Source organism: Chloroflexus sp. (assembly GCF_056331925.1).
Window position 1 is genome coordinate 15,271 of record NZ_JBWGQH010000014.1, and the last position, 21,981, is coordinate 37,251.

Annotated in this window: 20 protein-coding genes and 1 pseudogene; 16 read left to right on the forward strand and 5 right to left on the reverse strand. The window is 55.9% G+C overall.

The features are described 5' to 3' along the window. The first annotated feature begins 19 nt into the window (after window positions 1-19). Window positions 20-1,531, forward strand: a complete 1,512-nt coding sequence (gene gltX / locus AC01ZF_RS08815; RefSeq protein ID WP_424677486.1) for a glutamate--tRNA ligase — start codon at window positions 20-22, stop codon at window positions 1,529-1,531. Next, window positions 1,528-3,372: a maltodextrin glucosidase gene (malZ, locus tag AC01ZF_RS08820; protein ID WP_476575297.1), complete on the forward strand. Its 1,845-nt coding sequence runs from the start codon at window positions 1,528-1,530 to the stop codon at window positions 3,370-3,372. Before gltX ends, malZ begins: the two co-directional genes overlap by 4 nt. 753 nt (window positions 3,373-4,125) lie before the next feature. Here malZ and AC01ZF_RS08825 read toward each other — a convergent pair. Both AC01ZF_RS08825 and AC01ZF_RS08830 read right to left on the reverse strand, forming a co-directional pair. Next, window positions 4,126-4,572, reverse strand: a complete 447-nt coding sequence (locus tag AC01ZF_RS08825; protein ID WP_424676742.1) for a hypothetical protein — start codon at window positions 4,570-4,572, stop codon at window positions 4,126-4,128. Beyond that, entirely contained in the window at window positions 4,550-4,999 is a 450-nt protein-coding gene (locus AC01ZF_RS08830; protein WP_424676716.1) for a hypothetical protein, read from the reverse strand. Before AC01ZF_RS08830 ends, AC01ZF_RS08825 begins: the two co-directional genes overlap by 23 nt. Before the next feature lie 353 nt (window positions 5,000-5,352). On the opposite strand from AC01ZF_RS08830, the gene AC01ZF_RS08835 reads away from it, so the two are divergent. The 6 genes from AC01ZF_RS08835 to AC01ZF_RS08860 all read left to right on the forward strand — a co-directional run bounded on the left by AC01ZF_RS08835 (window position 5,353) and on the right by AC01ZF_RS08860 (window position 11,322). After that, on the forward strand, window positions 5,353-5,802 hold the full coding sequence (locus tag AC01ZF_RS08835; protein ID WP_476575298.1) for a division/cell wall cluster transcriptional repressor MraZ: 450 nt from the start codon (window positions 5,353-5,355) through the stop codon (window positions 5,800-5,802). A gap of 39 nt (window positions 5,803-5,841) precedes the next feature. After that, window positions 5,842-6,030 carry a hypothetical protein gene (locus tag AC01ZF_RS08840; RefSeq protein WP_424676718.1) on the forward strand — a complete coding sequence of 63 codons (189 nt, stop codon included), beginning with the start codon at window positions 5,842-5,844 and terminating at the stop codon, window positions 6,028-6,030. Between the two features lie 91 nt (window positions 6,031-6,121). Beyond that, the gene (locus tag AC01ZF_RS08845; RefSeq protein ID WP_424676719.1) at window positions 6,122-7,444 is read left to right on the forward strand and encodes a CHAT domain-containing protein; all 1,323 of its coding nucleotides are present in this window, start codon (window positions 6,122-6,124) and stop codon (window positions 7,442-7,444) included. Between the two features lie 27 nt (window positions 7,445-7,471). Next, window positions 7,472-9,397 (forward strand): N-acetylmuramoyl-L-alanine amidase, encoded by a 1,926-nt coding sequence (locus tag AC01ZF_RS08850; protein ID WP_424676720.1) that lies wholly within the window; start codon window positions 7,472-7,474, stop codon window positions 9,395-9,397. A gap of 15 nt (window positions 9,398-9,412) precedes the next feature. Beyond that, a complete protein-coding gene (locus AC01ZF_RS08855) occupies window positions 9,413-10,495 on the forward strand; it encodes a cell division protein FtsZ (protein ID WP_424676721.1) in 1,083 nt (360 codons plus the stop codon). Further along, complete coding sequence (locus tag AC01ZF_RS08860) at window positions 10,492-11,322, forward strand: gasdermin (protein ID WP_424676722.1); 831 nt, start codon at window positions 10,492-10,494, stop codon at window positions 11,320-11,322. Before AC01ZF_RS08855 ends, AC01ZF_RS08860 begins: the two co-directional genes overlap by 4 nt. Before the next feature lie 721 nt (window positions 11,323-12,043). Here AC01ZF_RS08860 and AC01ZF_RS08865 read toward each other — a convergent pair. After that, window positions 12,044-12,436, reverse strand: coding sequence for an SH3 domain-containing protein (locus AC01ZF_RS08865; RefSeq protein ID WP_424676743.1), 393 nt, complete (start codon window positions 12,434-12,436; stop codon window positions 12,044-12,046). A 183-nt stretch (window positions 12,437-12,619) separates the two neighbouring features. Next, window positions 12,620-13,138, reverse strand: a pseudogene (locus tag AC01ZF_RS08870) (restriction endonuclease); the annotation flags it as partial. A 172-nt stretch (window positions 13,139-13,310) separates the two neighbouring features. Between AC01ZF_RS08870 and lspA (AC01ZF_RS08875) the strand changes: the two are divergent. The 8 genes from lspA (AC01ZF_RS08875) to AC01ZF_RS08910 all read left to right on the forward strand — a co-directional run bounded on the left by lspA (AC01ZF_RS08875) (window position 13,311) and on the right by AC01ZF_RS08910 (window position 21,001). Beyond that, entirely contained in the window at window positions 13,311-13,817 is a 507-nt protein-coding gene (gene lspA / locus AC01ZF_RS08875; RefSeq protein ID WP_424676723.1) for a signal peptidase II, read from the forward strand. A 79-nt stretch (window positions 13,818-13,896) separates the two neighbouring features. Continuing rightward, a complete protein-coding gene (gene lspA, locus AC01ZF_RS08880; RefSeq protein ID WP_424676724.1) occupies window positions 13,897-14,472 on the forward strand; it encodes a signal peptidase II in 576 nt (191 codons plus the stop codon). Continuing rightward, entirely contained in the window at window positions 14,469-15,401 is a 933-nt protein-coding gene (locus AC01ZF_RS08885; RefSeq protein ID WP_428132098.1) for an RluA family pseudouridine synthase, read from the forward strand. Before lspA (AC01ZF_RS08880) ends, AC01ZF_RS08885 begins: the two co-directional genes overlap by 4 nt. A gap of 108 nt (window positions 15,402-15,509) precedes the next feature. Then, on the forward strand, window positions 15,510-16,439 hold the full coding sequence (gene mdh / locus AC01ZF_RS08890; protein ID WP_424676726.1) for a malate dehydrogenase: 930 nt from the start codon (window positions 15,510-15,512) through the stop codon (window positions 16,437-16,439). A gap of 65 nt (window positions 16,440-16,504) precedes the next feature. Continuing rightward, window positions 16,505-18,295, forward strand: coding sequence for a GAF domain-containing sensor histidine kinase (locus AC01ZF_RS08895; RefSeq protein WP_424676727.1), 1,791 nt, complete (start codon window positions 16,505-16,507; stop codon window positions 18,293-18,295). Further along, window positions 18,292-19,164 carry a 16S rRNA (adenine(1518)-N(6)/adenine(1519)-N(6))-dimethyltransferase RsmA gene (rsmA, locus tag AC01ZF_RS08900; RefSeq protein ID WP_428112124.1) on the forward strand — a complete coding sequence of 291 codons (873 nt, stop codon included), beginning with the start codon at window positions 18,292-18,294 and terminating at the stop codon, window positions 19,162-19,164. Before AC01ZF_RS08895 ends, rsmA begins: the two co-directional genes overlap by 4 nt. A gap of 52 nt (window positions 19,165-19,216) precedes the next feature. After that, window positions 19,217-19,609, forward strand: coding sequence for a PPOX class F420-dependent oxidoreductase (locus tag AC01ZF_RS08905; RefSeq protein WP_424676729.1), 393 nt, complete (start codon window positions 19,217-19,219; stop codon window positions 19,607-19,609). A 426-nt stretch (window positions 19,610-20,035) separates the two neighbouring features. Further along, the gene (locus tag AC01ZF_RS08910; protein WP_424676730.1) at window positions 20,036-21,001 is read left to right on the forward strand and encodes a hypothetical protein; all 966 of its coding nucleotides are present in this window, start codon (window positions 20,036-20,038) and stop codon (window positions 20,999-21,001) included. 73 nt (window positions 21,002-21,074) lie between these two features. Here AC01ZF_RS08910 and AC01ZF_RS08915 read toward each other — a convergent pair whose 3' ends face one another. Beyond that, entirely contained in the window at window positions 21,075-21,830 is a 756-nt protein-coding gene (locus tag AC01ZF_RS08915) for an LLM class F420-dependent oxidoreductase (RefSeq protein WP_424676731.1), read from the reverse strand. Window positions 21,831-21,981 lie beyond the last annotated feature (151 nt).

Genomic DNA, 21,981 nt, shown 5'->3' on the forward strand with positions numbered 1-21,981 from the left:
CCTAACTAAGGAGAATTGCATGGCAGGTATTGAGGGGCCGGTACGGGTACGTTTTGCCCCTAGTCCGACCGGCAGCTTGCACATCGGCGGTGTGCGCACCGCTCTCTTCAATTGGCTCTGTGCCCGTCATTATGGTGGGCAATTTATTCTGCGGATCGAAGATACTGACGAAAAACGGTTTGTTCCCGGTGCTGCCGACGATATTAGCATTTCGCTACGCTGGGTTGGGATCGATTGGGACGAGGGCCCGGATGTGGGTGGGCCGTATGGCCCCTACGTTCAGTCACAGCGGTTTGAGCAAGGTGTCTATCGCCCCTACGTTGACCAGTTGCTCGAGGCTGGACTGGCGTACATGTCCTTCACTACCGAAGAGGAACTCGCGCAGATGCGGGCCGCTGCCGAAGCTGCCGGAATCAAGGCATTTCGCTTCCGTGGCCCCGAACGTGATTGGCCACTCGAGCGCCAGCGTGAATTGGCAGCGAGCGGTAAGTCCTATACCGTGCGCCTCAAAACTCCTCTCGACGGCGAGACTCGCTTCAGCGACCTTATTCGCGGTGGTGATGAGATCGTCGTACAGAATGACCAGTTGCAAGATATTGTGCTGATTAAGTCAACCGGTATGCCAGTCTACCACTTTGCCCACCTCGTTGACGATCATCTGATGAAGATTACCCTTGTTATGCGTGGAGAAGAGTGGGTACCGAGTACACCGTACCACGTCTTACTCTACGACTACTTCGGCTGGCAGCGACCGATCTTTGCCCATCTGCCGGCGATTTTACGCCACGATGGCAAAGGTAAACTGTCGAAGCGCAAAGATGATGTGGCAACGCAGCGGTTCCGCGAACGTGGGTATCTGCCGGAAACCATGCTCAACTATCTCGCCTTGCAAGGGTGGAGCTACGATGGGGTGACCGAGATAATGAGCCGTGAAGAACTCATCGCACGCTTCTCGATTGAGCGGATTCAGCCATCACCGGCGCGTTGGAATCCGGAAAAGCTGCGCGACATGAACGGTATCTATATCCGTAAGCTCAGCCGTGAGCAACTAGCCGAACGGGTGTTGCCATTTATGCAGCGGGCCGGCCTGATCGGTGATCCAGCCGGTGATACCGAACGTGCGTATCTGCTTCAGCTGATTCCGCTCATCCATGAACGGCTGGAGGAATTGCAAGAGGCGCCGGAGTTGCTCGAGTTCTTTTACCGTGAGGTGACGCCAGGGGTGACGTATCAGCCGTCCGATCTGATTCCCAAGAAACATGATGCGGTCCAGACGATCACAATGCTTCGGGCGGCGTATGATGTGTTGCAGCGACAAACCGATTGGACGGCGCCGGCGCTTGAGACAACGCTCCGTACATTGACTGAGCAGTTGGGAGTGAAGCCGGGGCCTCTCTTTAGCGCAATCCGTATCGCTGTGACCGGTCGAAGTGTAGCGCCGCCGTTGTTTGATACCCTGGCCGGGGTTGGTCGTGACCGTTCGTTGGAGCGTTTGGCCGCGGCAATTGCCGCACTGGAGCAGATGGCATGACAATCCAGTCTTGGGAGGCGAGCATTCACCACGATGGATCGCCTCCCTACGTACAGTTTGGTGGGCGCGTGGGTGATACCGCACGCTTGCGCTTGCGCCTCGCCGCCGATGCTCCGGTCAGTGGCGTGTTTGTACGTACTTGCCCCGATGGCGAACAGCACTTCACGCCAATGCGTGATCTGGGTGTGCAGGGGGTGTGTCGTTGGTGGGAAGGCGAGTTGCCGATCCGGATGCTGCGTACTAACTATCGCTTCCTGTTGCGAGCCGATGATGGCGTGTACTGGTACAGCGCCGGTGGCGTAACGCGCTATTACCCGACCGACGCCAATGATTTTGTCTTGTTGGCGAACTACCATGCCCCGACGTGGGTGCGTGACGCGGTCTTTTACCAAATCTTTCCCGATCGCTTCGCCGATGGTGATCCGAGCAATAATGTACGCGATAGCGAGTATCTTTACCACGGGCGTCCGGTTGTTGCCCGGCGCTGGCACGAGTTGCCACAGCCGGCGACCGGTTCAATCGAGTTTTACGGTGGTGATCTGCAAGGGATCGCACAACGGCTCGATTATCTAACCGATCTTGGAGTTTCAGCCCTTTACCTCAATCCGATCTTCCGCGCACCGTCGAACCACAAATACGACGTTGAAGACTACACGCGCATCGATCCGCATCTCGGTGGTGAGGCCGGTTTGCTAACGCTGCGTCAGGCCCTCGACGAACGGGCCATGCGATTAGTGCTCGACATCGTACCAAACCACTGCGGCGTTACGCATCCTTGGTTTGTGGCCGCCCAGGCTGATCGACACGCACCAACGGCCGAGTTCTTCACCTTTCGTCGTCACCCCGACGAATACGAATGTTGGCTGGGAGTGAAGACGCTACCCAAACTCAACTATCGCAGCGTGCGGCTGCGTGAAGTGATGTATGCCGGTCACGATGCGGTTATGCGGCATTGGCTCCGGCCACCGTACCGTATCGATGGTTGGCGGATCGATGTTGCCAACATGTTAGGTCGCCTTGGCCCCGATAACCTTGGTCACAAGATCGGGCGAGGCATTCGGCGTGCGGTCAAAGCCGAACAACCTGATGCCTATCTGCTCGGCGAACACTTCTTCGATGGGACGCCCCATCTGCAAGGGGAAGAGCTGGACGCTACGATGAACTATCAGGGCTTCACCTTTCCCGTATGGCGTTGGTTAGCCGGCTTTGAATTCAATCCACAGCGGCCTGAAGCCGATCCGCGACCGATTGCAACCGAGATCATGGCTGCTCAATGGACGGTTTTTCGGGCAGCAATTCCATGGCAGATCGCGACACAGCAGTTTAATCTCCTCGGTAGCCACGATACCCCCCGGTTGCGCACCATTGTAGGAGATGATCTGGCGCGCGTGCGCGTGGCAATGACGTTGCTCTTCACCTATCCCGGTGTACCGTGCATCTACTACGGCGACGAGATTGGATTGGCCGGTGGTGGTGATCCCGATTGCCGGCGGACAATGCCGTGGGATGAGACGCAATGGGATCACGACTTGCGTGCCTTTGTACGGCGGCTAGCGCATTTACGGCGTAGCGCGCCGGCGTTGTGTTGGGGTGGATTCCAGCAGCTCTACGCCCAAGGTGAGACGATTGTTTTTCAACGTGAAGCACCCGAAGAGCGGCTGATCGTCGTGGCTCGGCGGGGTGATGACGGTTTACGAGCGGTGCCGGTGCGTCACGGTGGTCTCGCTGACGGTACCCGTTTGCGCGACCTCTTGACCGATGTTGAGACGGTTGTAGCCGGAGGTATGCTCGACATCAGCCGGTTACCGGCGGTGGGTGTGCAAGTGTGGCGATCATCGTAGGGGGCGGGTGTAATACCCGCCCTTGCTACCCTTCCTTCAGATCAAGACAGTGGTGGTTGATATGGTGGTGGTGGCGGTAGCGGTTGTCCATTGCGATAGGCAAAATAGGCCTGCACGTTAGGCTGGTTGTAAAGCACTAGGCTGATGATCCCAAATACCATTGATAAAGATATTGCCGGTCCTCGCTGCGCGCGGACTTACAAAAAGGCGGTATCGCGCGTGGACTGACGCGAAGGCGGTATCGCGCGTGGACTGACGCGAAGGCGGTATCGTGTCACCCGTGACCGTCCTCCATTGTCACCCCGCGCCGCTTCCTCCATTGTCACCCCGAGCGCAGCGAGGGGTCTGGTCACCCAAGAGTCGGAATTGCAACTGTGGACAACAGAAGTAACTGTTGTCACCCCGAGCGCAGCGAGGGGTCTTACCCAACCCGCTCAGATTCCTCGCTCCGCTCGGAATGACAAAAAGGCGGTATCGCGCGTGGAATGACACGAAGGTGGTATCGCGCGCGGAATGACGCGAAGGCGACATCTAGTGTCACCTTGATGGGAGACAGGGCCTGATTGGTTGACCGGTGGCGCATTTGGGCCGGAAGGCGGTCTTGCGACCACGATAGTGTTAGTGATAAATATGGCGATCACCTGGTGGTGGCCGACTGTGGACACGCGCCTCAGGGTACCAGAACCGATTTCGGTCAAACGTCAAGGTTGACTGAGGAGAGAGATGTTGCAGAACAACGTCTCTCTCCGTTCCTTAATCACGACCGATGGCCGCTTCCGTTAGCAAGCGTACCATTTGTTCAATTGAGCGGCGGGCACGGGCAAGGGCCAGCGTCATATCGGCCAATATCGCTTCAGCAAGGGTCAGATTTGATGGATAAGTCGGTCGCAGACGTTCAAACAGGTCTTGCACCTCTTCAAGGCTCTGCGCTGCTCGCTCGAGCGCATGTTCGCTATCATCGCGTTGCCGGGCGGCGACCATCGGCCAACGGCCATTGATATCGGCTCCACGCACAATGGCGAGATAGCGGCGCATGCGCTCGATACAGGTGAGCGCATCGTAAACCGCACGTTCGGCAGTCACGAGCATCACCCGGGCAAGGTGGATGTTGCGGCTCAGTTCGGGGGACGCTTGTTCAAGCGTGCTCCGCGCTTGCTGGATGTATTGAACTGCCTCGTCAGCCACGCGGATCAGTTCCACCCTCTCGGTCTCCAGTTCGGTTGGCCAGCGGCGTGGGATCGTCGGCATACTCAACAACGCTCCTTCGTGTACGGCGTAAGTACTCTTCAGCCTCGCGACGGCGAAGAACACTTTCGCCGAGCTGCCAGAGAATGATCGGAATCCCCGCAGCTACAAAACTGCGCCAAACCAGTTCTTCGTAGTGTCGCCAATCAAGACCACGAACGCGACGAGCAGCGACGGCAACCGGCGCTAGCGAGAGGACGACCCCACCGGCTACTTCTGCCCACAGATGGTCAGGCACAAGGGTTGGATACCGTCGCTGAATGAATTGCAATGCCGCTGCGTACATCGTTGAGAGCCCGATGACCTGTAACGGTAGTTGAACGGCGAGATGATCGGCATCAGTGACAGTATCGATGGTGGTAGTGTGGTTCACTGCGAGCATTGTAGGATTCCTTTCGTTGTCACGGTATGAGTATACCATACTGTACGTCAAATGTCTAGAATCAAGGGTTGTTTTTGGGTAGCTATTGGGTTTTAGTTGACGCCTACCTCCTCGCTGATTGGACAGGTGTCCGCTACATCGCGATTGAAAAGCCTCACCGGTATCGTGGTGACAGACGCCGTATCTCCATAATACTACAAATTGTAGTAAAGTCAATCTCCCCCAAAGGTACTATGTAGACGACTAGACGCCTTGACTATTATATGCTATAGTACAAACAATCAGGTATAATAAGCGCCCAACAATATCCTAATAATTACCCTGATTGTAGACTGAACTGTCGTGAGGAGAGTATGCTGCTCGGAACGTGGATCGTGTCAATTGATAAAAGTGGTCAATGCGTGCTCCCATCGCCACTGCGTCCGCTGCTCGGCCTCACCGTCGTGGTAACACGCGGTTTTGAGCGCTGTCTTCACATCTGCCCCGAACCATTTTGGCGTGGTCTCGCCCAGCGCGTTAGTACGCTTACGCTCGGTGGTGGCGATGAACGATGGTTGCGGCGGTTGCTGTTTGCCGAGGCGCAGGTGTCGCTTCTCGATGCGCAAGCAATAATTACGTTCCCTCCTCCTCTCCGCACCTATGCCGGTCTTGAACGTACTGCTGTACTGGTAGGGATGGATCAGTATCTCGAAGTGTGGGCGCCGGAACGATGGCAGGAGTGTGAGCTGACCCTGTTAGCCTCCGCCGGTCGTTGGTCACGCCTCGATTGGGGTGTCGCCCGCAGTGATGTCGTTTCTTTATGACCATGTTTACTACAATGTGTAGTAGAAAGAAGGTACTTGATGAATAGCTCGCGATTGTACTCATCACGACCGGTTCCCGACCGTCCTACCGGTAGTGCCCTGATCGCCCGTCAACGTTTGCGTCAGACCTTGGAGCGCGAACGGTTACTGTTGCGTGAGCCGAACGCCGATCAACGGCTCTTAGTGGTGTTGTTGGCCGCCGATGTGCCGACGAGATCGGAGAGGTAAGCGGTGAAGCGTGTTGTGGTGGTTTGTGGCCGATGCAGGGTAAGGCCTCATAGGGGTAACGGTGTTGAGCTAGGCAAGCCTAAGACGTTTTATGCGATCAATCTACCATCCGGTATTGCTCTCAATCGATTTTAGCTCGTACCATCGCGGTTTCTTCGTGCGCTGGGAAGCGAATGAGGTGATCGACATCACCCACAGTCAAATGCCGATGCCAATCGCGAGTGACGATGTACCGCTCGTGTTGCGTGCCCTTGATGTGCTGCAAGATCCGGCTTATCCGCATCCGTGGACATCAGCCCAAGAAACTGCTTTTACCTTTACTCCGGCCGAGCAGGACCGCTTGCGTGAACTTAATTTCTGGGACGATGACGAGCATGTGCCACCAGATTTACCACGCCGTGTGGGTCGTCGGCTGTTTCGTGCCTTGACCCATGATCCACGCGGTGCAGAGGCGCTGAAGATGGTGCGGAACTTTGCGCTGGCCGTTGACCGTCCACTGCTGATCGCTTGCCATTTCAATGCGCACGCCACCGCAGATGTCGCGTTAGCGTCTCTGCCATGGGAGTTGCTGTGGGCCGATGAACCCACGCCGTTGCTGACCGAACGACGGTTATCGGCTACGATTGAGCGACGCTTGAAACATACCGGTCCACCGCCGCAACCGACACCCGGTAGCGGTGCGCTGCGGATTCTGGCTCTCTCTCCACAGGCCGGTATCCCACCTGAGTTGCGTCAACTTGAGCGAAGTGTGCGGATGAACGCTTTGCAACCACTGCTCGAGCGACAGTTGGCCGAGGTGCGGGAGTTAAGCCCGGTCTCACGGCGCGAACTGGAACGGGTGGTTCGTGAATGGGCACCCGACGTGATTCACTACTATGGCCACGGTCGCTACGAGCGTGGTGAGGGTGCATTGTTACTGGATTGTGAGCATGGTGGCGAGGAATGGACGCCACCGAGTGCGTTGGCAGCAGCAGCAGGTGGAGTTCGGATGGTGTTGTTACACGCTTGCCAAGGGGCTATGACAACCCCCGGCGCTCCATTGTTGAGCAGTGTTGCCCCGGCCCTTAGTGTAGCCGGGGTGCCGGTGGTAATCGGGATGCAGTTTACGATCCGCGCCGATGCAGCTACACGCATCGCGAGTATTGTCTACGCCGGCCTAGCGCAGGGACGGAGTGTGCAAGAAGCCTTAGCCGCCGCTCGGATCGCGCTGTACGTGAGCGAGTCCGATCAAGTGTCCTGGTTTGTGCCTGCGCTCTATGTGCGTAATCGGCGGTTTGGCCCGCTTTATCTGCGTCCACCAAGCGATCAGATGCCGGCCCTTACGTTAAGCGCGAATTCTGTTCGTCGCTCGCCGATCATTCGCCGACTCCGCATCCAAGAGGAATGGCGGGCACGGCGAAAATCCCGTGAATAGTCTGTAGTGCTGCATAACAGGTGTGCAATGTACCAGATCGAATGGGTTGGGATGACCCGTAACAATTTTCAACCGGGTTCGCCAGATCGGATTCGGATGATTGTACTTCACGCGACCGCCGGCTCGTATCCCGGTGACTTCAAGTGGCTGCGGCAAGGTGGTGCGCCGGGACGAGAGGTTTCAGTGCATTACTACATCACTAAGCGTGGTCAGATTTTTCAGTTGGTCGCCGATCACGATATTGCCTGGCATGCCGGTGTGAGTCGCTGGGAGGTCGATGGCCGTACCGTTTATGGCTGTAATGAGGTATCTTTGGGGATCGAGTTGGAGAATCGTAACGATGGCCGGGATCCGTATCCGCCGGAACAGTACGCGGCTGCGCTTTGGCTCGTGCGTGAGCTGGTGCAGAAGTATCACATCCCACCTAATCAGGTAGTACGTCATCTCGATATTGCTCCCGGTCGTAAGACCGATCCGGCAGGGTTTCCGTGGCAACCATTTCTCGACGAGGTGTTTGCCGATCTTACGGCGGCACCGTCGTTGCCGGTGGGTGATCGGTTGCGACAGTATATGCTCGATATTGCTTACCGTGCTGCCGGTAGTGGGTTGCCATCTGAATGGCCTTTTTGGAGCCATGCCCATGCTGCGAAACTCGGTATGCCGGTGGCCTCGTTGGTTGCCCGCCCCCTCGCACCACGCCCGGCTGCGGCGCCAAACGACCGCGAACGTGCGTTGAGTTTGCCAGATGGGACACGCTATCTGGTTGAGGTGTATGCCCGTGATGCACTCTGTGCTGAAGTTGGTCCCGACGATACGCTCCGTGCCGGTACACCAATTGAGCGCCTCAGCACTATTCCGGCCAGTCCGCAACGGATGGCCTTACTCGAAGCTATCTTTCGGGCCGTCGATCCGGTCAACGGTTTTCAACCTGGTTGGGCATTTCATCAGTATTTTCTCCGACACCTCGACACGTTGGGTATGCCGATTAGCTACAATCATCGGCTGGCGCTCACGGCAGGATTGAGTTTCGCTTGCCAACACTTTGCCCTTGATAGCCTGTGCTCGCCGGTAGGACAATGGCAGGTGATCTATCGGTTGAGCGAACTTAGGCAGGCCGCTGCGGGGCAGATGATACTGGCCGGTCTGAGCCGCGAGCGGGCCGATCAACTCGCTCACTTGTTACTCGATGATCTCTTCGCACTCCGCACCGGTCGCCGTTACCATCCTAAAGCGGCGCTGATCCAGTATGCGTTAACCGAAGAGCTTGGGGCGCCGCTTGCTCCGGCAGAAACGGCCGTGATTGACGGAGTACCGGTGGCGCTGATGCCTTTCGCCCTCGATGTGGTGGCCTGTCGCTTACCAACCCCTGATTGGCCGCTCGAACGGCCATTGCCGCCGTCGAGTCCGTTCGGTCGGCTGACGGCGTTGCTGAGTGGGTTGCGATCAACAGCGACCGGGATTGTGCGGCTATCTTGTCTTAACAGTCACCATCTGCCACCGTCGCCGATGAGTACGGTGCCGCTGTTAGGCCCCGCTCGTCACGGCCAACCGTTGATCGACGTTAGCCTCTTTGCCGGTGATGGTGAAGTGCGGCGTCAACCTATTGATACTATTCTCATCGTCCCGGTACCGGGTCCAACCAGTTTCCTGTTACCCAACGCCCATATCGATGCTCGTTGGCATTATTACATCGATCATACCGGAATGGTGTATCGCCTACGGCATGAACGCTTCGTTGCCCGGGCTGCGCGAGGGGTGGGCCGACCGGCCGAACATCTCGATCAGCGAGCATTGGTGATTGCCGTTGAAGGATTGTTGCAACATTCATCACCGCGGTTGCGCAGCGCCCTGCAAGCGCTCGTTCATCTCCTCCGTCGACATTTTCGGATTCGTGTCGATCGGGTGCAAGTGCTCGAACCTGCTGCCAGTGTTCCTGTCACCGATAGGGAATGACCCGTAAGGAAGCCTATGCAATCGTCTGATCCGCCAATCCACCCGCGCGCACCCATCACGATAAAGCTCATTGGTATTGGTGGTTGTGGTGGGAATCTGGTGAGTACACTCACCTTTCTACCCGATCAGGTGGAGGTGATTGTTGCTAATACCGATCGGCAAGATCTGGCCGGGCGTGTCAATGTTCCAACCCGGATATTGCTCGGTCCACAAGTGACTGCCGGCAAAGGCACTGGTGGTCATCCATCGGTTGGAGCGGCCGCTGCGCAAGAAAGTGAACCGGTGTTGGCACAAGTCCTTACCGGTGCCGATCTGGTCGTGATCGTTGCCGGTATGGGCGGTGGTACCGGTACCGGTGCTGCTCCGGTTGTCGCTCGTCTTGCGCGTCAGTTGGGTGCGCTGACCTTAGCATTCGTGACAATGCCGTTTCACGTTGAGAAGGGGCAGCGTAGCCGCGTGGCTGAAGCAGGATTGGTCGAACTGAGTAAGGTTGCCGATGCGGTAGTCGTGGTCTCAAATCAGAAGGTTCTCAATTTTGTTGATCCACGTGAAACCTTGACCAAAGCGCTGACCTACAGCAACATCATTTTGGGTGCTGCAATGAGAGGGGTGATTGAGCAGCTCTCGTCACCATCGCTGATGCAGCTTGATTTTTCTCATGTCGTCCAAACCCTGCGCAATGCCGGCCTGACGATGCTCGGTATCGGGAGTGCTACCGGTGGCGATGCAGTACAACGTGCGATGAAGTATGCTCTCCAATGCGATTTGTTAGAAGGCAACTTGACAAAGGCTCGCCGTGTCTTTCTCTCTATTATTGGCGGTAGTTGTTTAGGTTTGCACGATGTAGATCGCGCGATTGCCCAGCTTCATCAGACCATTGCCAATGATATCGATTTGGCTATCGGTGTTGTCGTGTCTCCCTACCAACCACAACCCGAACGGGTGCAGATCACTCTGATTGCGAGTGACGTGGCTTCCTTTCGCCAACGGCAGCACATTGCCTCGGCATCCATTCCTGGCAATCCACCATCTCCACCCGCAGTCTTAACCGACGATCTGCCGCCGTTTCTGAAATTATCTCGTCGAGGAAGTCTATGATGCTTCATCTTTGTACTGATGATCCGCTCGTCTCACTTGTCCATGACCTATTTGGCGCTAATCCGGTCCGTGTCCCTGATGCCCGCATCCGCCCGCTCTCGGTCGTCGTTCATCGACGTGGGCGGAGCATCTTTCGTGGTTCACTCTTACCGTTGCTCACCGACTCTAGTCCGCTGAGTGTGCAACCGTCGGTCGCACAATTGATCGACATCAGTGGCCGGCGATCACGGCAGGTGAGCCTCGATCTCGGTCTAACCATTCTGCGCGGCTTTCTCTACGGCTTTGGCCTACCTATGGCCGAATGGACCACTTCTATTCAAGGGGCCACAGCTATTTCCTTCGCGTTTCCTACCGCTCTACGTATCGCGTATGACGTGAACGCACTAGGTTGGGCACTGGCTGGGCGGGTTATCGACCGTACAAATCCGGCAGCCGCGATCTTGTTTGAGCAGACACCTTACGAACTCCTCTTAATTGACTCGGTCTTAACCAGTCGGCATATCACGATCACGCTGAGTGGAGCCAAGGGCCAACGCCTCAATGTCGATGTTGATGCCATTCGCCAGATGCTCGGTGATATGGGCGTGAACGCCGGTATGACCAACAACGGCGAACTTGACCTCACGCTGACCAGCCCGCACGATTTAACCTTTGCGTTTTCGTGTGTCCGTCTCTTTTTTAACGATGAGGGATATATCACCACCATGCCACCCGATCTCGACCGGCGCGTGCTCAGGAGTGACCATGGCGCGCAGGTTCGCTATAGCCCCGATCGGGTGATGTTGAGTGAGCGACCGGCAATGGTGTTGTGGGATCGGGTACGGTAGCGGTATGACGCCGATGATCTTCATTGTACCCCAACCGTGCCCGTTGGCTTAGCCCTAAGGACGAGAGCGTGGTCTGCCTTTCATCCCAACGCCAGCGCGTGGTCAGGATCGAACCAACAGAGTACGGCATCGTCAATTACGATAGCAACCGCACGACCGGGTAACAATGTGACCACAAGGCAGGGTGCTGTCAGTAGAATAGAACCGGGTAGGCGCAACCAGATCACCGCTGTACTGATCAAATGGCTCGACCGCTTTCATCGTTGCCTGTCCGTGGGTAGCCGGCTGGATCGTGCTCGGCAGTGGTGGGTGTGATACTAACATGCACTGCCGAGCCGGTAGCGAGGTGTACCCTCGGTGAAACGATACGCTTCGTTCGCTGTGGGTGCTCAGCCGCACGTCGATGATCTCGTGACCGGTATGAACGTGTCCGCACGCCATGGTCATCGGTGGTGAGCTGAGGAACCTGGCGACAAAGGCGTTCGCCGCGTTCGTCAGCAGTTCCTCCGACGTACTGATCTGCCGCAGCCGATCCTAGGCTACCATGACCGCCCGTCTGAGCATGGAGGACGCTTGATGTTCCGGTTGCCCATCGGCAGCGCCTCCCCGCAGGCCACGCTTCTCCCCTTGCCTCCCAAGGTGTGCGCGCAGCGGGTCGCGGTGCATCACGATGTGTTCGGTATGTGCAGGCTTGGCCATGATGATCGGCAACAGGATTGCGCTACGGTGTGATCACCGGCAGTGTCTCGGCGATTGCCTGATCAAGGGTCAATAGGCTGCGGTGGACCCAACCCTCTTGGCCGCGCGGGTTGATAATCCGTATCCATACCCCATCGGCACTGCGGCCAAGCAGGATGACCGTTTCATAGGCGTGAATTTGATCAAGGACGGCGCCTTGGAGGTTAGGTGCAGCGCGCACGTTCCCACCATTAAAAACCGATGCGGTCGGTCGTACCGGTGTGGGGGTCGGTTGTGGCGTCGCCGTTGGTTGTGGGGTACGAGTGGGACGGGGTGTGACCGAAGGACGGTTAGGTACTGTTGATTGTGGTGTAGGACTATTGGCACCCAACGACCAGAAAGTCGCACTTTCACCGTTCGTTTCTCTAACCGGCATCGGTTGCCCAATGCGGTCGATGCTGATGACCGGCGGTCCGCTAATGCTGAAGGCAATGCCGGCAACAACAAGGTTAAGACCAAGCGCGAAAGCAACCGGGAGGGCCACTGACCATTTCCGGCGCTGCTGGTTGGTCAATCGTCGCTGTTCGGCCTCTTTGGTCCGTTGCCACAACACTTGATGATCCCACAATTCGAGTGCTTGCCCGCGGGCTTCGAGACGCGATTGATCGGTGAAGGTGCTTGTCGTCACCAAAATGGCTCGGTCAGCTTGCTGAATCTGGAGCGCGCCAACGAGATCGCGCACCTAGTTGGGTCCGACCGGTTTGGTGTACCGTTTGCATTGGATAATGTAGCGCAAACCGTCTCGTTGGGCGGTAATATCAACACCGCGGTCACCACTGCCACCGCGTACCACAACGTTCTGCCACCCTAAATCTTCAAGTAACAGGGCGATGCGCTGCTCGAATTCGCTCGGCGATAATGCTAGCAATTGCTGACGATACAACCGTTGCACACGTGCATGGTGCAGCGAGCGGGCGATAAAGAAAACAATGGTGAGACTACTAATTATCAGGCTGATTGTCCACCAGAGCGACAACCCACTGAATAGACTGAATACGATGAGGATACTAAGCAAAGAAGTGAGAAGATTAGTTCTAGTGCTAGGACGTGAGCTTGAAGACATATGACTATCCTCCATGTGCCGTAGCTATTTATCATGCTATATTCTAATTGATGACCATTACCCGTCTATTTCATGCTCCTACGTTATAATGAACAAGAGCGGCATTGGCCGGTGTAGGTTCATTTGTTCTTATCATTGACTATTTGCCGTCGGCACTGAGTTGTATCCCTTCACAGGAGGAAGCATTGTGAAGCTCTTACAGGCTCGCTGGATCACACCGTTGCTCGTGGCGGTGTTAGCAATTGTACTAGATCAGGCGTCCAAACGCTGGATTATCGACACGCTCGGTCCAACGCCAATGACGCGCTTTATTCCGTTGATCGGTGAGGATATCCGGCTCGCGTATTCGCATAATACCGGTATCGCGTTTAGCCTCTTCCAAGGCAAATCAGATGTCCTGACAGTTGTTGCGTTTGTGATTATGGCCGGCGCGATCTATCTCTACATAACCCAACTCCCAAACCGACGCACACTGGTGCAAGCCGCGATGGGGCTGATTCTCGGTGGCGCACTCGGCAATGTCATCGACCGCATTCGTTTGGGTTACGTCGTCGATTTTATCCAGGTAGGCTGGTTCCCGATCTTTAATCTAGCTGATAGTGCGATTACCATCGGCGCGGCCCTCTTGATGTTGCAATATGCACTTGATGAAATCGCGTTGCGTCGGTTACGCCAGGCGATGATGTCACAATAACCGCTATGCGTACTCGTTGGATGCTACGTGGCTTGGACGCGGTAGTGGCGTGATACAAAAAAAGGTCACAATAACCGCTATGCGTACTCGTTGGATGCTACTCATATTTGTGGCTGTACCGGTTGTGATCCTTGATCAAGTAAGTAAAGCTTGGTTGAGCACCGTATTCCTGCGCGTCAATCGTCCAATTAGTTTGCTCTTTGATTGGGTGCAATTGGTCTACCACGAAAATACCGGAGTTGCGTTTGGTCTTTTTCCCGATCAGGGTGGGGTTCTCTCGGTTGGCGCCGGCTTCATCTTGTTGGTGTTGGCCCTCACCTACCAATACCTGTTACCTGCCGAATCGCGCTGGGTGACGGTGGCTACCGGCTTGGTGTTTGGTGGTGGTCTTTCCAACCTCTTCGACCGCTTACGGCAAGGGTACGTGGTTGATTTTATCCAGTTTGGTTGGTGGCCAATGTTTAATCTGGCCGATAGTGCGATTACCTTAGGCGTGGCGGTTTTGGTATTTCACATCATCTTTATCGGTAATGAGCCGTCTGTTATCGAACCGGAACCGGTCGATGACGGGTTGCTGAACGAGTTGTTGAGCCGCGCACCAGAATCTTCACCGCCAACCGAGCCATCGCAACGTAATTCGGAGTTACCGTCATGAAGGAGGTCGTTGCCATTGAAGGGCTTGATGCCGAGGAACGGGAGCTGATCGTACCGTTGGAAGCGAATGGTCAGCGGATCGACCGTTTTCTTGCCACATCTATGCCCGATCTGTCCCGTACACAGGTGCAGCGTCTTATCGAACAGGGTATGGTGTTATACGCCGGTCGGCCAACTCGTGCCAGCCAGCCGCTACGTCCTGGCACGGTCATTCACGTGATCATCCCGCCGCCGGTGCCGGTTGAATTAGTGCCCGAATCCATTCCGCTCGACGTAGTGTATGAAGATACCGATATAGCCGTGATCAACAAACCGGCCGGACTGGTCGTTCATCCGGCGCCAGGCCATCCCCGTGGCACGCTCGTCAATGCGTTGTTGGCCCGCTACCCCGATCTGGCGATTGGCGGTGAAGTGCGTCCCGGTATCGTGCATCGTCTCGACCGCGACACGTCTGGTCTGTTGGTGATTGCCCGTCACGATGCTGTGTTACGGGCTTTGGTCGAACAACAGCAGGCTCGTCGCATGCGCAAAATCTACCAGGCATTGGTCGTTGGTTGCCCACCCGTCCGTGGTACCATCGACGCTCCTATCGGGCGCGATCCGCGTGATCGCTTGCGCATGGCGGTCGTGGCCGATGGTCGCCCGGCTCGCACGCATTATCGGGTTATTGCTACTTTTGGTGACTATAGTCTCCTCGAAGTGCAGCTCGAAACCGGGCGTACTCATCAAATTCGGGTTCATTTACGTCATCTCGGTTACCCGATTGTCGGCGATCCGGTTTATGGGCCGCGCCGGTCTCATCTGCGGTTGACGCGCCAGTTTTTGCATGCCGGTCAGCTCGGTTTCTTTCATCCCAGCAATGGGCAGTGGTGTGAGTTCACAGCACCGTTGCCATCAGATTTGTCGTCAGTTCTCAACGCTATGCAGTGAAGCCTGTCTCTATTGCCTACAAGCAAGTGTGATACAATGCGCAAGGAGGGCAACGACGCATTCCGTTGCATTCCATAACTGGCGCCACGAAGTTGTGAGGAGATAGGTATGCGCAAGAAGATTAGCATTATCGGGGCCGGATTTGTCGGTTCGACGACGGCGCATTGGCTGGCTGCAAAAGAGTTGGGCGACATTGTGCTACTCGATATTGTAGAAGGGATACCGCAGGGCAAGGCACTTGATCTGTACGAAGCATCGCCCATTGAGGACTTCGACGTGCGGGTGATCGGTACCAACGATTATGCCGATACCGCGAATTCAGATGTTATTGTGGTGACATCGGGCGCGCCGCGCAAGCCGGGCATGAGCCGAGAGGATCTGATTAAGGTCAACGCCGATATTACCCGTGACTGCATTAGCAAGGCAGCACCTCTCTCGCCCAACGCAGTTATTATCATGGTCAATAATCCGCTTGATGCGATGACCTATCTGGCTGCCGAAGTCAGCGGTTTCCCCAAGGAGCGGGTGATGGGGCAGGCTGGTGTGCTCGATGCAGCGCGCTACCGCACATTCATCGCGATGGAAGCCGGGGTTTCAGTCGAAGATGTCCAGGCGATGTTGATGGGTGGTCATGGTGATGAGATGGTGCCGTTACCGCGCTTTTCGACCATCAGCGGTATTCCGGTAAGCCACTTTATTGCCCCTGAAAGGTTGGCCCAGATCATCGAGCGCACTCGGAAAGGTGGCGGCGAGATCGTTAACCTGCTGAAGACCGGTAGTGCGTACTATGCGCCGGCGGCGGCGACGGCGCAGATGGTTGAGGCCGTGCTTAAGGATAAGAAGCGGGTGGTACCGGTAGCAGCGTACTTGACCGGCCAGTATGGTCTGCACGACATGTACTTCGGTGTACCGGTGGTGCTCGGTGCCGGTGGTGTTGAAAAGATTATTGAGTTGCCGTTGAACGAGGAAGAAATGGCGCTTCTCAACGCTTCGGCCAAGGCAGTGCGAGCAACTCTCGATACGCTCAAATCGCTGTAAATCCCATTGCGGCGGCGATGCAGATGCTCGCCGCCGTACTGTATCTAACTAGAGTGTGAGTGTCTATGGCCAGTTCGGTGCAATCACCAACCTCATCGTCATCATCACAACGCACAGCTTCTGCTTGGAGCCCACTGGGTGGTGAGCGCTTCTATGCAATGGCGCGCTGGCTCATGCTTGTTTTGCTTGGTGCTGTTACCCAGTTTCTTTCCAACGGGAATCTCTGGCCAATTACTACCAATCTCGAACCACTAACGCTGATCTTTTTGCTGTATGCCGGCTTCACTCTGATCATGACCGTCTTGACCTTTATTCCGGCGGTGGCCGGCTTCGTCAGCCTGTCGTATTTGTTCGATATTGCTTTTATTTCGCTGATGGCTTTTTTGGGTGGTGAGCGGATTGTGATCTTTTTCCCGCTCTACCTCCTGCCGCTGACCTACGCCGCGATTCGGCAACCACTCCACATTGGTGTCCTTTCCGGTGCCTTGGCCGCTGTGGCATATATGGCCGCCTTCATCGGATGGCGGCGCCTGATCGCGCCTGAAGCACTTATGACGATGCTCGATTATGTTGCATTGGGGTTGCGCGGGCTAACGTTGGCTATTGTGCCATGGGTGACCGGGAATTTGGCCGAACGGCAGAGCGAGACGAACCGTCAGCGAGTGATACAAGCCCAGCAAGAAGCCGAACGAGCGTTGCAAGAAGCCCATGCCTATCGCGACCAGATGCGCTCACTATACAAAGTCGCGCTCACGCTCGGCGCGACAGCCGATTATCGGCAGGTGCTTGAGACATTGCTTCGTGAGAGCCGTAACATTGTTACCTACCGCACCGGTGTAGTGTTGCTTTCGTCTGGTCAACCTAACGAACTCTATGTCGCATTTGGCTCAAATTTGACATCCCGTGATCTCAATCGTTCGCTTCAGATGGATACCGGGCTAGCCGCTGCTCTCCGCGCCACTACGCCGCAGATGATCACATCATTTGCCCAATTTCCGGCACTGCAACAGATCGATGCTTTGCGTGATTGCACATCGGCGGCGCTCATTCCGTTGCAGGTTGGCATGCGAGCGTATGGACTGTTCGTGGTGGCGACCAATCAGATGCTGCAACCCGATCAGGTCGAGATGCTGACCGCTTTGGCTAATTATGCGATTGTTGCTTTGCATAATGCCCAGTTGATTTACGATTTGAAAGAAGAGCGTGAAAAGTTGCTGTCGCGTGAAGAAGAAGTTCGCCATCAGTTGGCCCGTGATTTACACGACGGGCCGGCTCAGTCGATGGCGGTGATTACTATGAAAGCTGAGTTTATCAAACGATTGCTCGAACGCGATCCTGCCCAAGCGTTGGTTGAACTTGATGAGCTGAGTACTATCGCGAAACGGACGAATTACGAGGTGCGCACTATGCTGTTTGAGCTGCGGCCATTGATGCTCGAAACGCAAGGGCTGAAAGTGACGCTCGAACAGTATCTTGATCGTTTGCGCGCTAAGGCCGGTGATACCTCCATCATCCTCGAAGCCGGTGATATTGACCAGGTGCGGCTTGGCTCGAAGGTCGAAGGTGCTCTCTTCAATATGATCCAAGAATCGGTCACCAATGCGATCAAGCATGCCAAAGCCGCCCATATCTGGGTACGCTTGCGCCGGCTTAATAATCAGATGCTTGAAGTTGTGATCCAAGACGATGGCGTTGGGTTCGATAAAATGGCGGTGCTGCGTTCCTACGAGCGACGTGGGAGCTTGGGCTTGCTCAACATTGATGAACGCGCCCGTCTCGTCGGTGGCCGTGCCGAAATCGATTCCACCCCCGGTAAGGGAACGCGGATTACGATCTTTGTACCGATTGAACAATGAACCCCTACCTGAATCCGCAACGCATCCGAGCTGCGTTACGGGCACTTAATCTGCGCCCAACCCGCGGGATGGGTCAGAATTTTTTACTCGATGGGCGTGTTCTCGCGACCATTATCGCCGAAGCTGCGCTCGTGCCGACTGATACCGTGATCGAAGTCGGTCCAGGCCTGGGAGTGCTGACTTGGGAATTATTGCCACGGGCAGGACGAGTCATTTGTGTCGAGCTAGATCGCCGCTTGGCCGATCGCCTCGCCGCCGAGTTCAGCGGTCGTTCCAACCTTTATCTTGTGCAGGGTGATGTGCTGACCATAACTCCTGCCGATTTGCTGGCCCGCGCCGCCGCAATGCCACCCTACAAGTTGGTCGCGAACATTCCCTACGCAATTACTGCCCCGCTCCTGCGCCATTTTCTCGAAGCAACAACCCCACCTGAGCTGAGTGTGTTATTGGTGCAGTGGGAGGTTGCGCAGCGTATCTGTGCCAGCCCCGGCGATTATAGCGTGCTGGCTCACGCTGTTCAATTCTACGCCGAACCCTCGATTGTGGCTCGCGTACCGGCCAGTAGTTTCTTCCCTGCCCCAGCGGTCGATTCGGCGATCCTCCGTTTGCAACGGCGCCTGCAACCCCCTGTTACCGTGCCTGATGTCAATATGCTGTTTCGCTTGATCAAAGCCGGTTTTCTCCACGCCCGCAAACAATTGGGGAATGCGCTACCCGGTGGTTTAGCAGCGTTGGGTGTAACCATCCCTCGTGAGCAGATCATAACGGCGTTGCATAAGGTTGGGATCGATCCGCAACGTCGTGCTGAAACGGTGACTTTAGCCGAATGGGCAAATTTGCTCGCCGCTTTATCCGAATCCGGGGTATAGTACTAAAGAGGGCCAATCTCTTGACTAAGATACGAAACTTCTGGAGGAGATAGTGGCAGAGCAGACAACTTCCTATTTCGCCGGTTTACACCGGCACGAATATGCAAACCTCATTACGTTCCGCAAAAACGGTCAGCCGGTGGTGACGCCGGTTTGGTTCGCCGAGCACAATGGCAAAATCTACATTATGACGACGGCTAATGCCGGTAAGGTTAAGCGGATCCGGAACAACCCCCACGTTGAGATTGGGCCGTCGGATCGGGCAGGCAAGCCACTGGGACCGACTGTGCCGGCCCGAGCACGGATTTTACCCCCTGAGGAAGTCAAAACCGCCCGTGAGGCACTTGATAATAAGTATGGTCTCATGAAGGCCATGTTTGATTTCTTTATGAATGTGCGAGGTGTGGAACGGGCGTGGATCGAGGTTGCACCGGCTGATATGTAATCGGCGATCGCGCTTGACGATGCGTTTCGGATGTGCTTAGGTTGCTGTAAAGAGCAATTGTAGCCGTCCTTGTGCGCGGAGCGGGCATCATCCCGCTGCTCCTATCCCACCGAACCGTCCTTGTGCGCGGAGCGGGCATCATCCCGCTGCTCCCACCCCACCGCAATCGTCCTTGTGCGTGGGTTGGACAAATGTCCCCACCAAGATTGCGCGGGCGGGTGCGCGCTCATGTAATGACACTACAGTTCTCACGCGCAAATTCCTGTCATCGCGCGGAGCGAAAAAGTCGCATCTGATGCAGAAAGCGGTGGTCTATACTCTACATCATCACATTTGACAGTCTCCGCCATGTAATGGTATAAGCGTAGCAATGATGACGCATACCAATACTCAGCGCCACGTTGCGCCGTTCAAGAGAGGGAATGCGTGAAACGCACAAACCGCACGCTGATGGTGCTGTTGCCCACGCTGGTTCTGCTGTTGCTGGGAACACTTATGGCGGCTACGGTGCCGTCACCACCACCATCACCCAAGGTGGCCGAACTGCTACCACCTGAAACGCCGACCGGCGTACCAACAGCAACGGCAACCCCATCACCGTTGCCGCTGCCGACCCTCACACCGACCCTTGCCCGCCGTGAGTTTCTGGAGACATTTGAGGTAAAAGTCGCGCCAACCAGCTTTCTGCCCGGTCGTGGGCCGGTTTTGCCGGGTGAGTTTGTCTACGCCGGACGCCGTCTCGATTTCTATGTTGGTCGCGGGACGTTCAGTGCCGAACAGGTGCGTGATCTGGCCGTCAAGATCGAGTATGCCCTTGGCTACCTCCAACGCCGCTTCGATGTCGAACTTACCGAGCGTGTCTCCATTGGCTTCTACAATCCGGCATTAGCGCCGACGAGTGATACACGTGGGATTGCCTATACCCATGACCGTACCAACATTCGCATCTTCTACCGCCCCAACGAAGAGCCGTATCAAGCCCTGGTGATCGCTACCCACGAATTGGCCCATGCGCTACAGGCTGAAGCGTATGGTCGTGAAGCACAAAGCCGGGCCGATCTGGTCTTGCTCGAAGGGTTAGCTAGCTGGATTTCGGGTGAATACTGGCTGAGCCTCTCCGATTCGCCCTCGTTTCAGGCACGAGCACGCGAACTGTATCAGGCCGGCTATCGCGGCAACCTAGCCTCCTTTGTCGGTAGTGCCAATTCGATGGCAGCTTACGAGATGTGGGCCGGATTCGTTGAGTATCTCGCGCGCACGTATGGCTGGGATAAATTCAATGAGTTGTACGCTAACGGTCGTGGACGTGCCCCCGGTTCGGCGGATTATCGCGGCATCTACGGTAAGAGTTTCCAAGAACTCTACACCGAATGGTATACCACGTTGCGTTGATTGTCATTATACGAAGACGGGGGCCAGGCAGGTCCCCGTCTTTATCATAGACCGGCGATCGGACGGCTGCTCACTAATCCCCGCGTAGTTTGAGCAACTCCTCAACCGGTCCGAAGTTCCACGGTTCACCCATACCAATGATGATATGTGTCGCTCCTGCCTCAAGATACGGCTCAATCGGCTCACCGGCACGGGGTGACACACTGCGCTCAATCGTAGTCGGATCGCGCCCGATCTGCATACACCACTGATTAAGAATCTCATTCTTTCGCTTAAAATTCTCGATTGGCCCAAATCCGTGCCATATATCGGCATGCTCAGCTGTGATGCGGAGCGTCACCTTCTCACCACCGCCGCCGATCAAGATCGGGATGCGGCGGAGCGGCGGTGGTTGATCGCTTGCCCAGCGCTCCTTAATGATCGGTAATGCTGTCCGTAGTGCCCGCAGCCGGTCGGCAGCAGTGCCAAATTCGTAACCATACGTTGTATAATCCCGCTCAAACCAGCCTGCCCCAATACCCAGAATCAGTCGTCCACCACTGATATGGTCGACGGTCTTTGCCATATTCGACAGCAACGCCGGATTACGGTAACTGTTGCACGTTACCAGACAGCCAACCTCGGCCCGCCGGGTGATCACCGCCATCGCCGTCAAGAGGGTCCAACCTTCAAAATGGGCTCCATCCGGTGGTCCATACAACGGGAAGAAGTGATCCCAGTTCCAAATGGTGTCGCATCCGATCTCTTCGGCATAGCGGACGGCATTACGGTACGATTCCCACGTCGTATGTTGTGGATGCAGTTGAACGCCTACCCGAAAGCGTGCCATGAGCTATCCTTTCTTACTTCCTCAACGCTTGATAACGAAAAAATGATACGCTAAAAAGCATTTACAAACTGCGTTTATGCTGTAAACTGTAATGCAGCACTGCGTCACGTTGCGCGACTTGTCTCGCAGTTTAGACGTAATAACACGGACG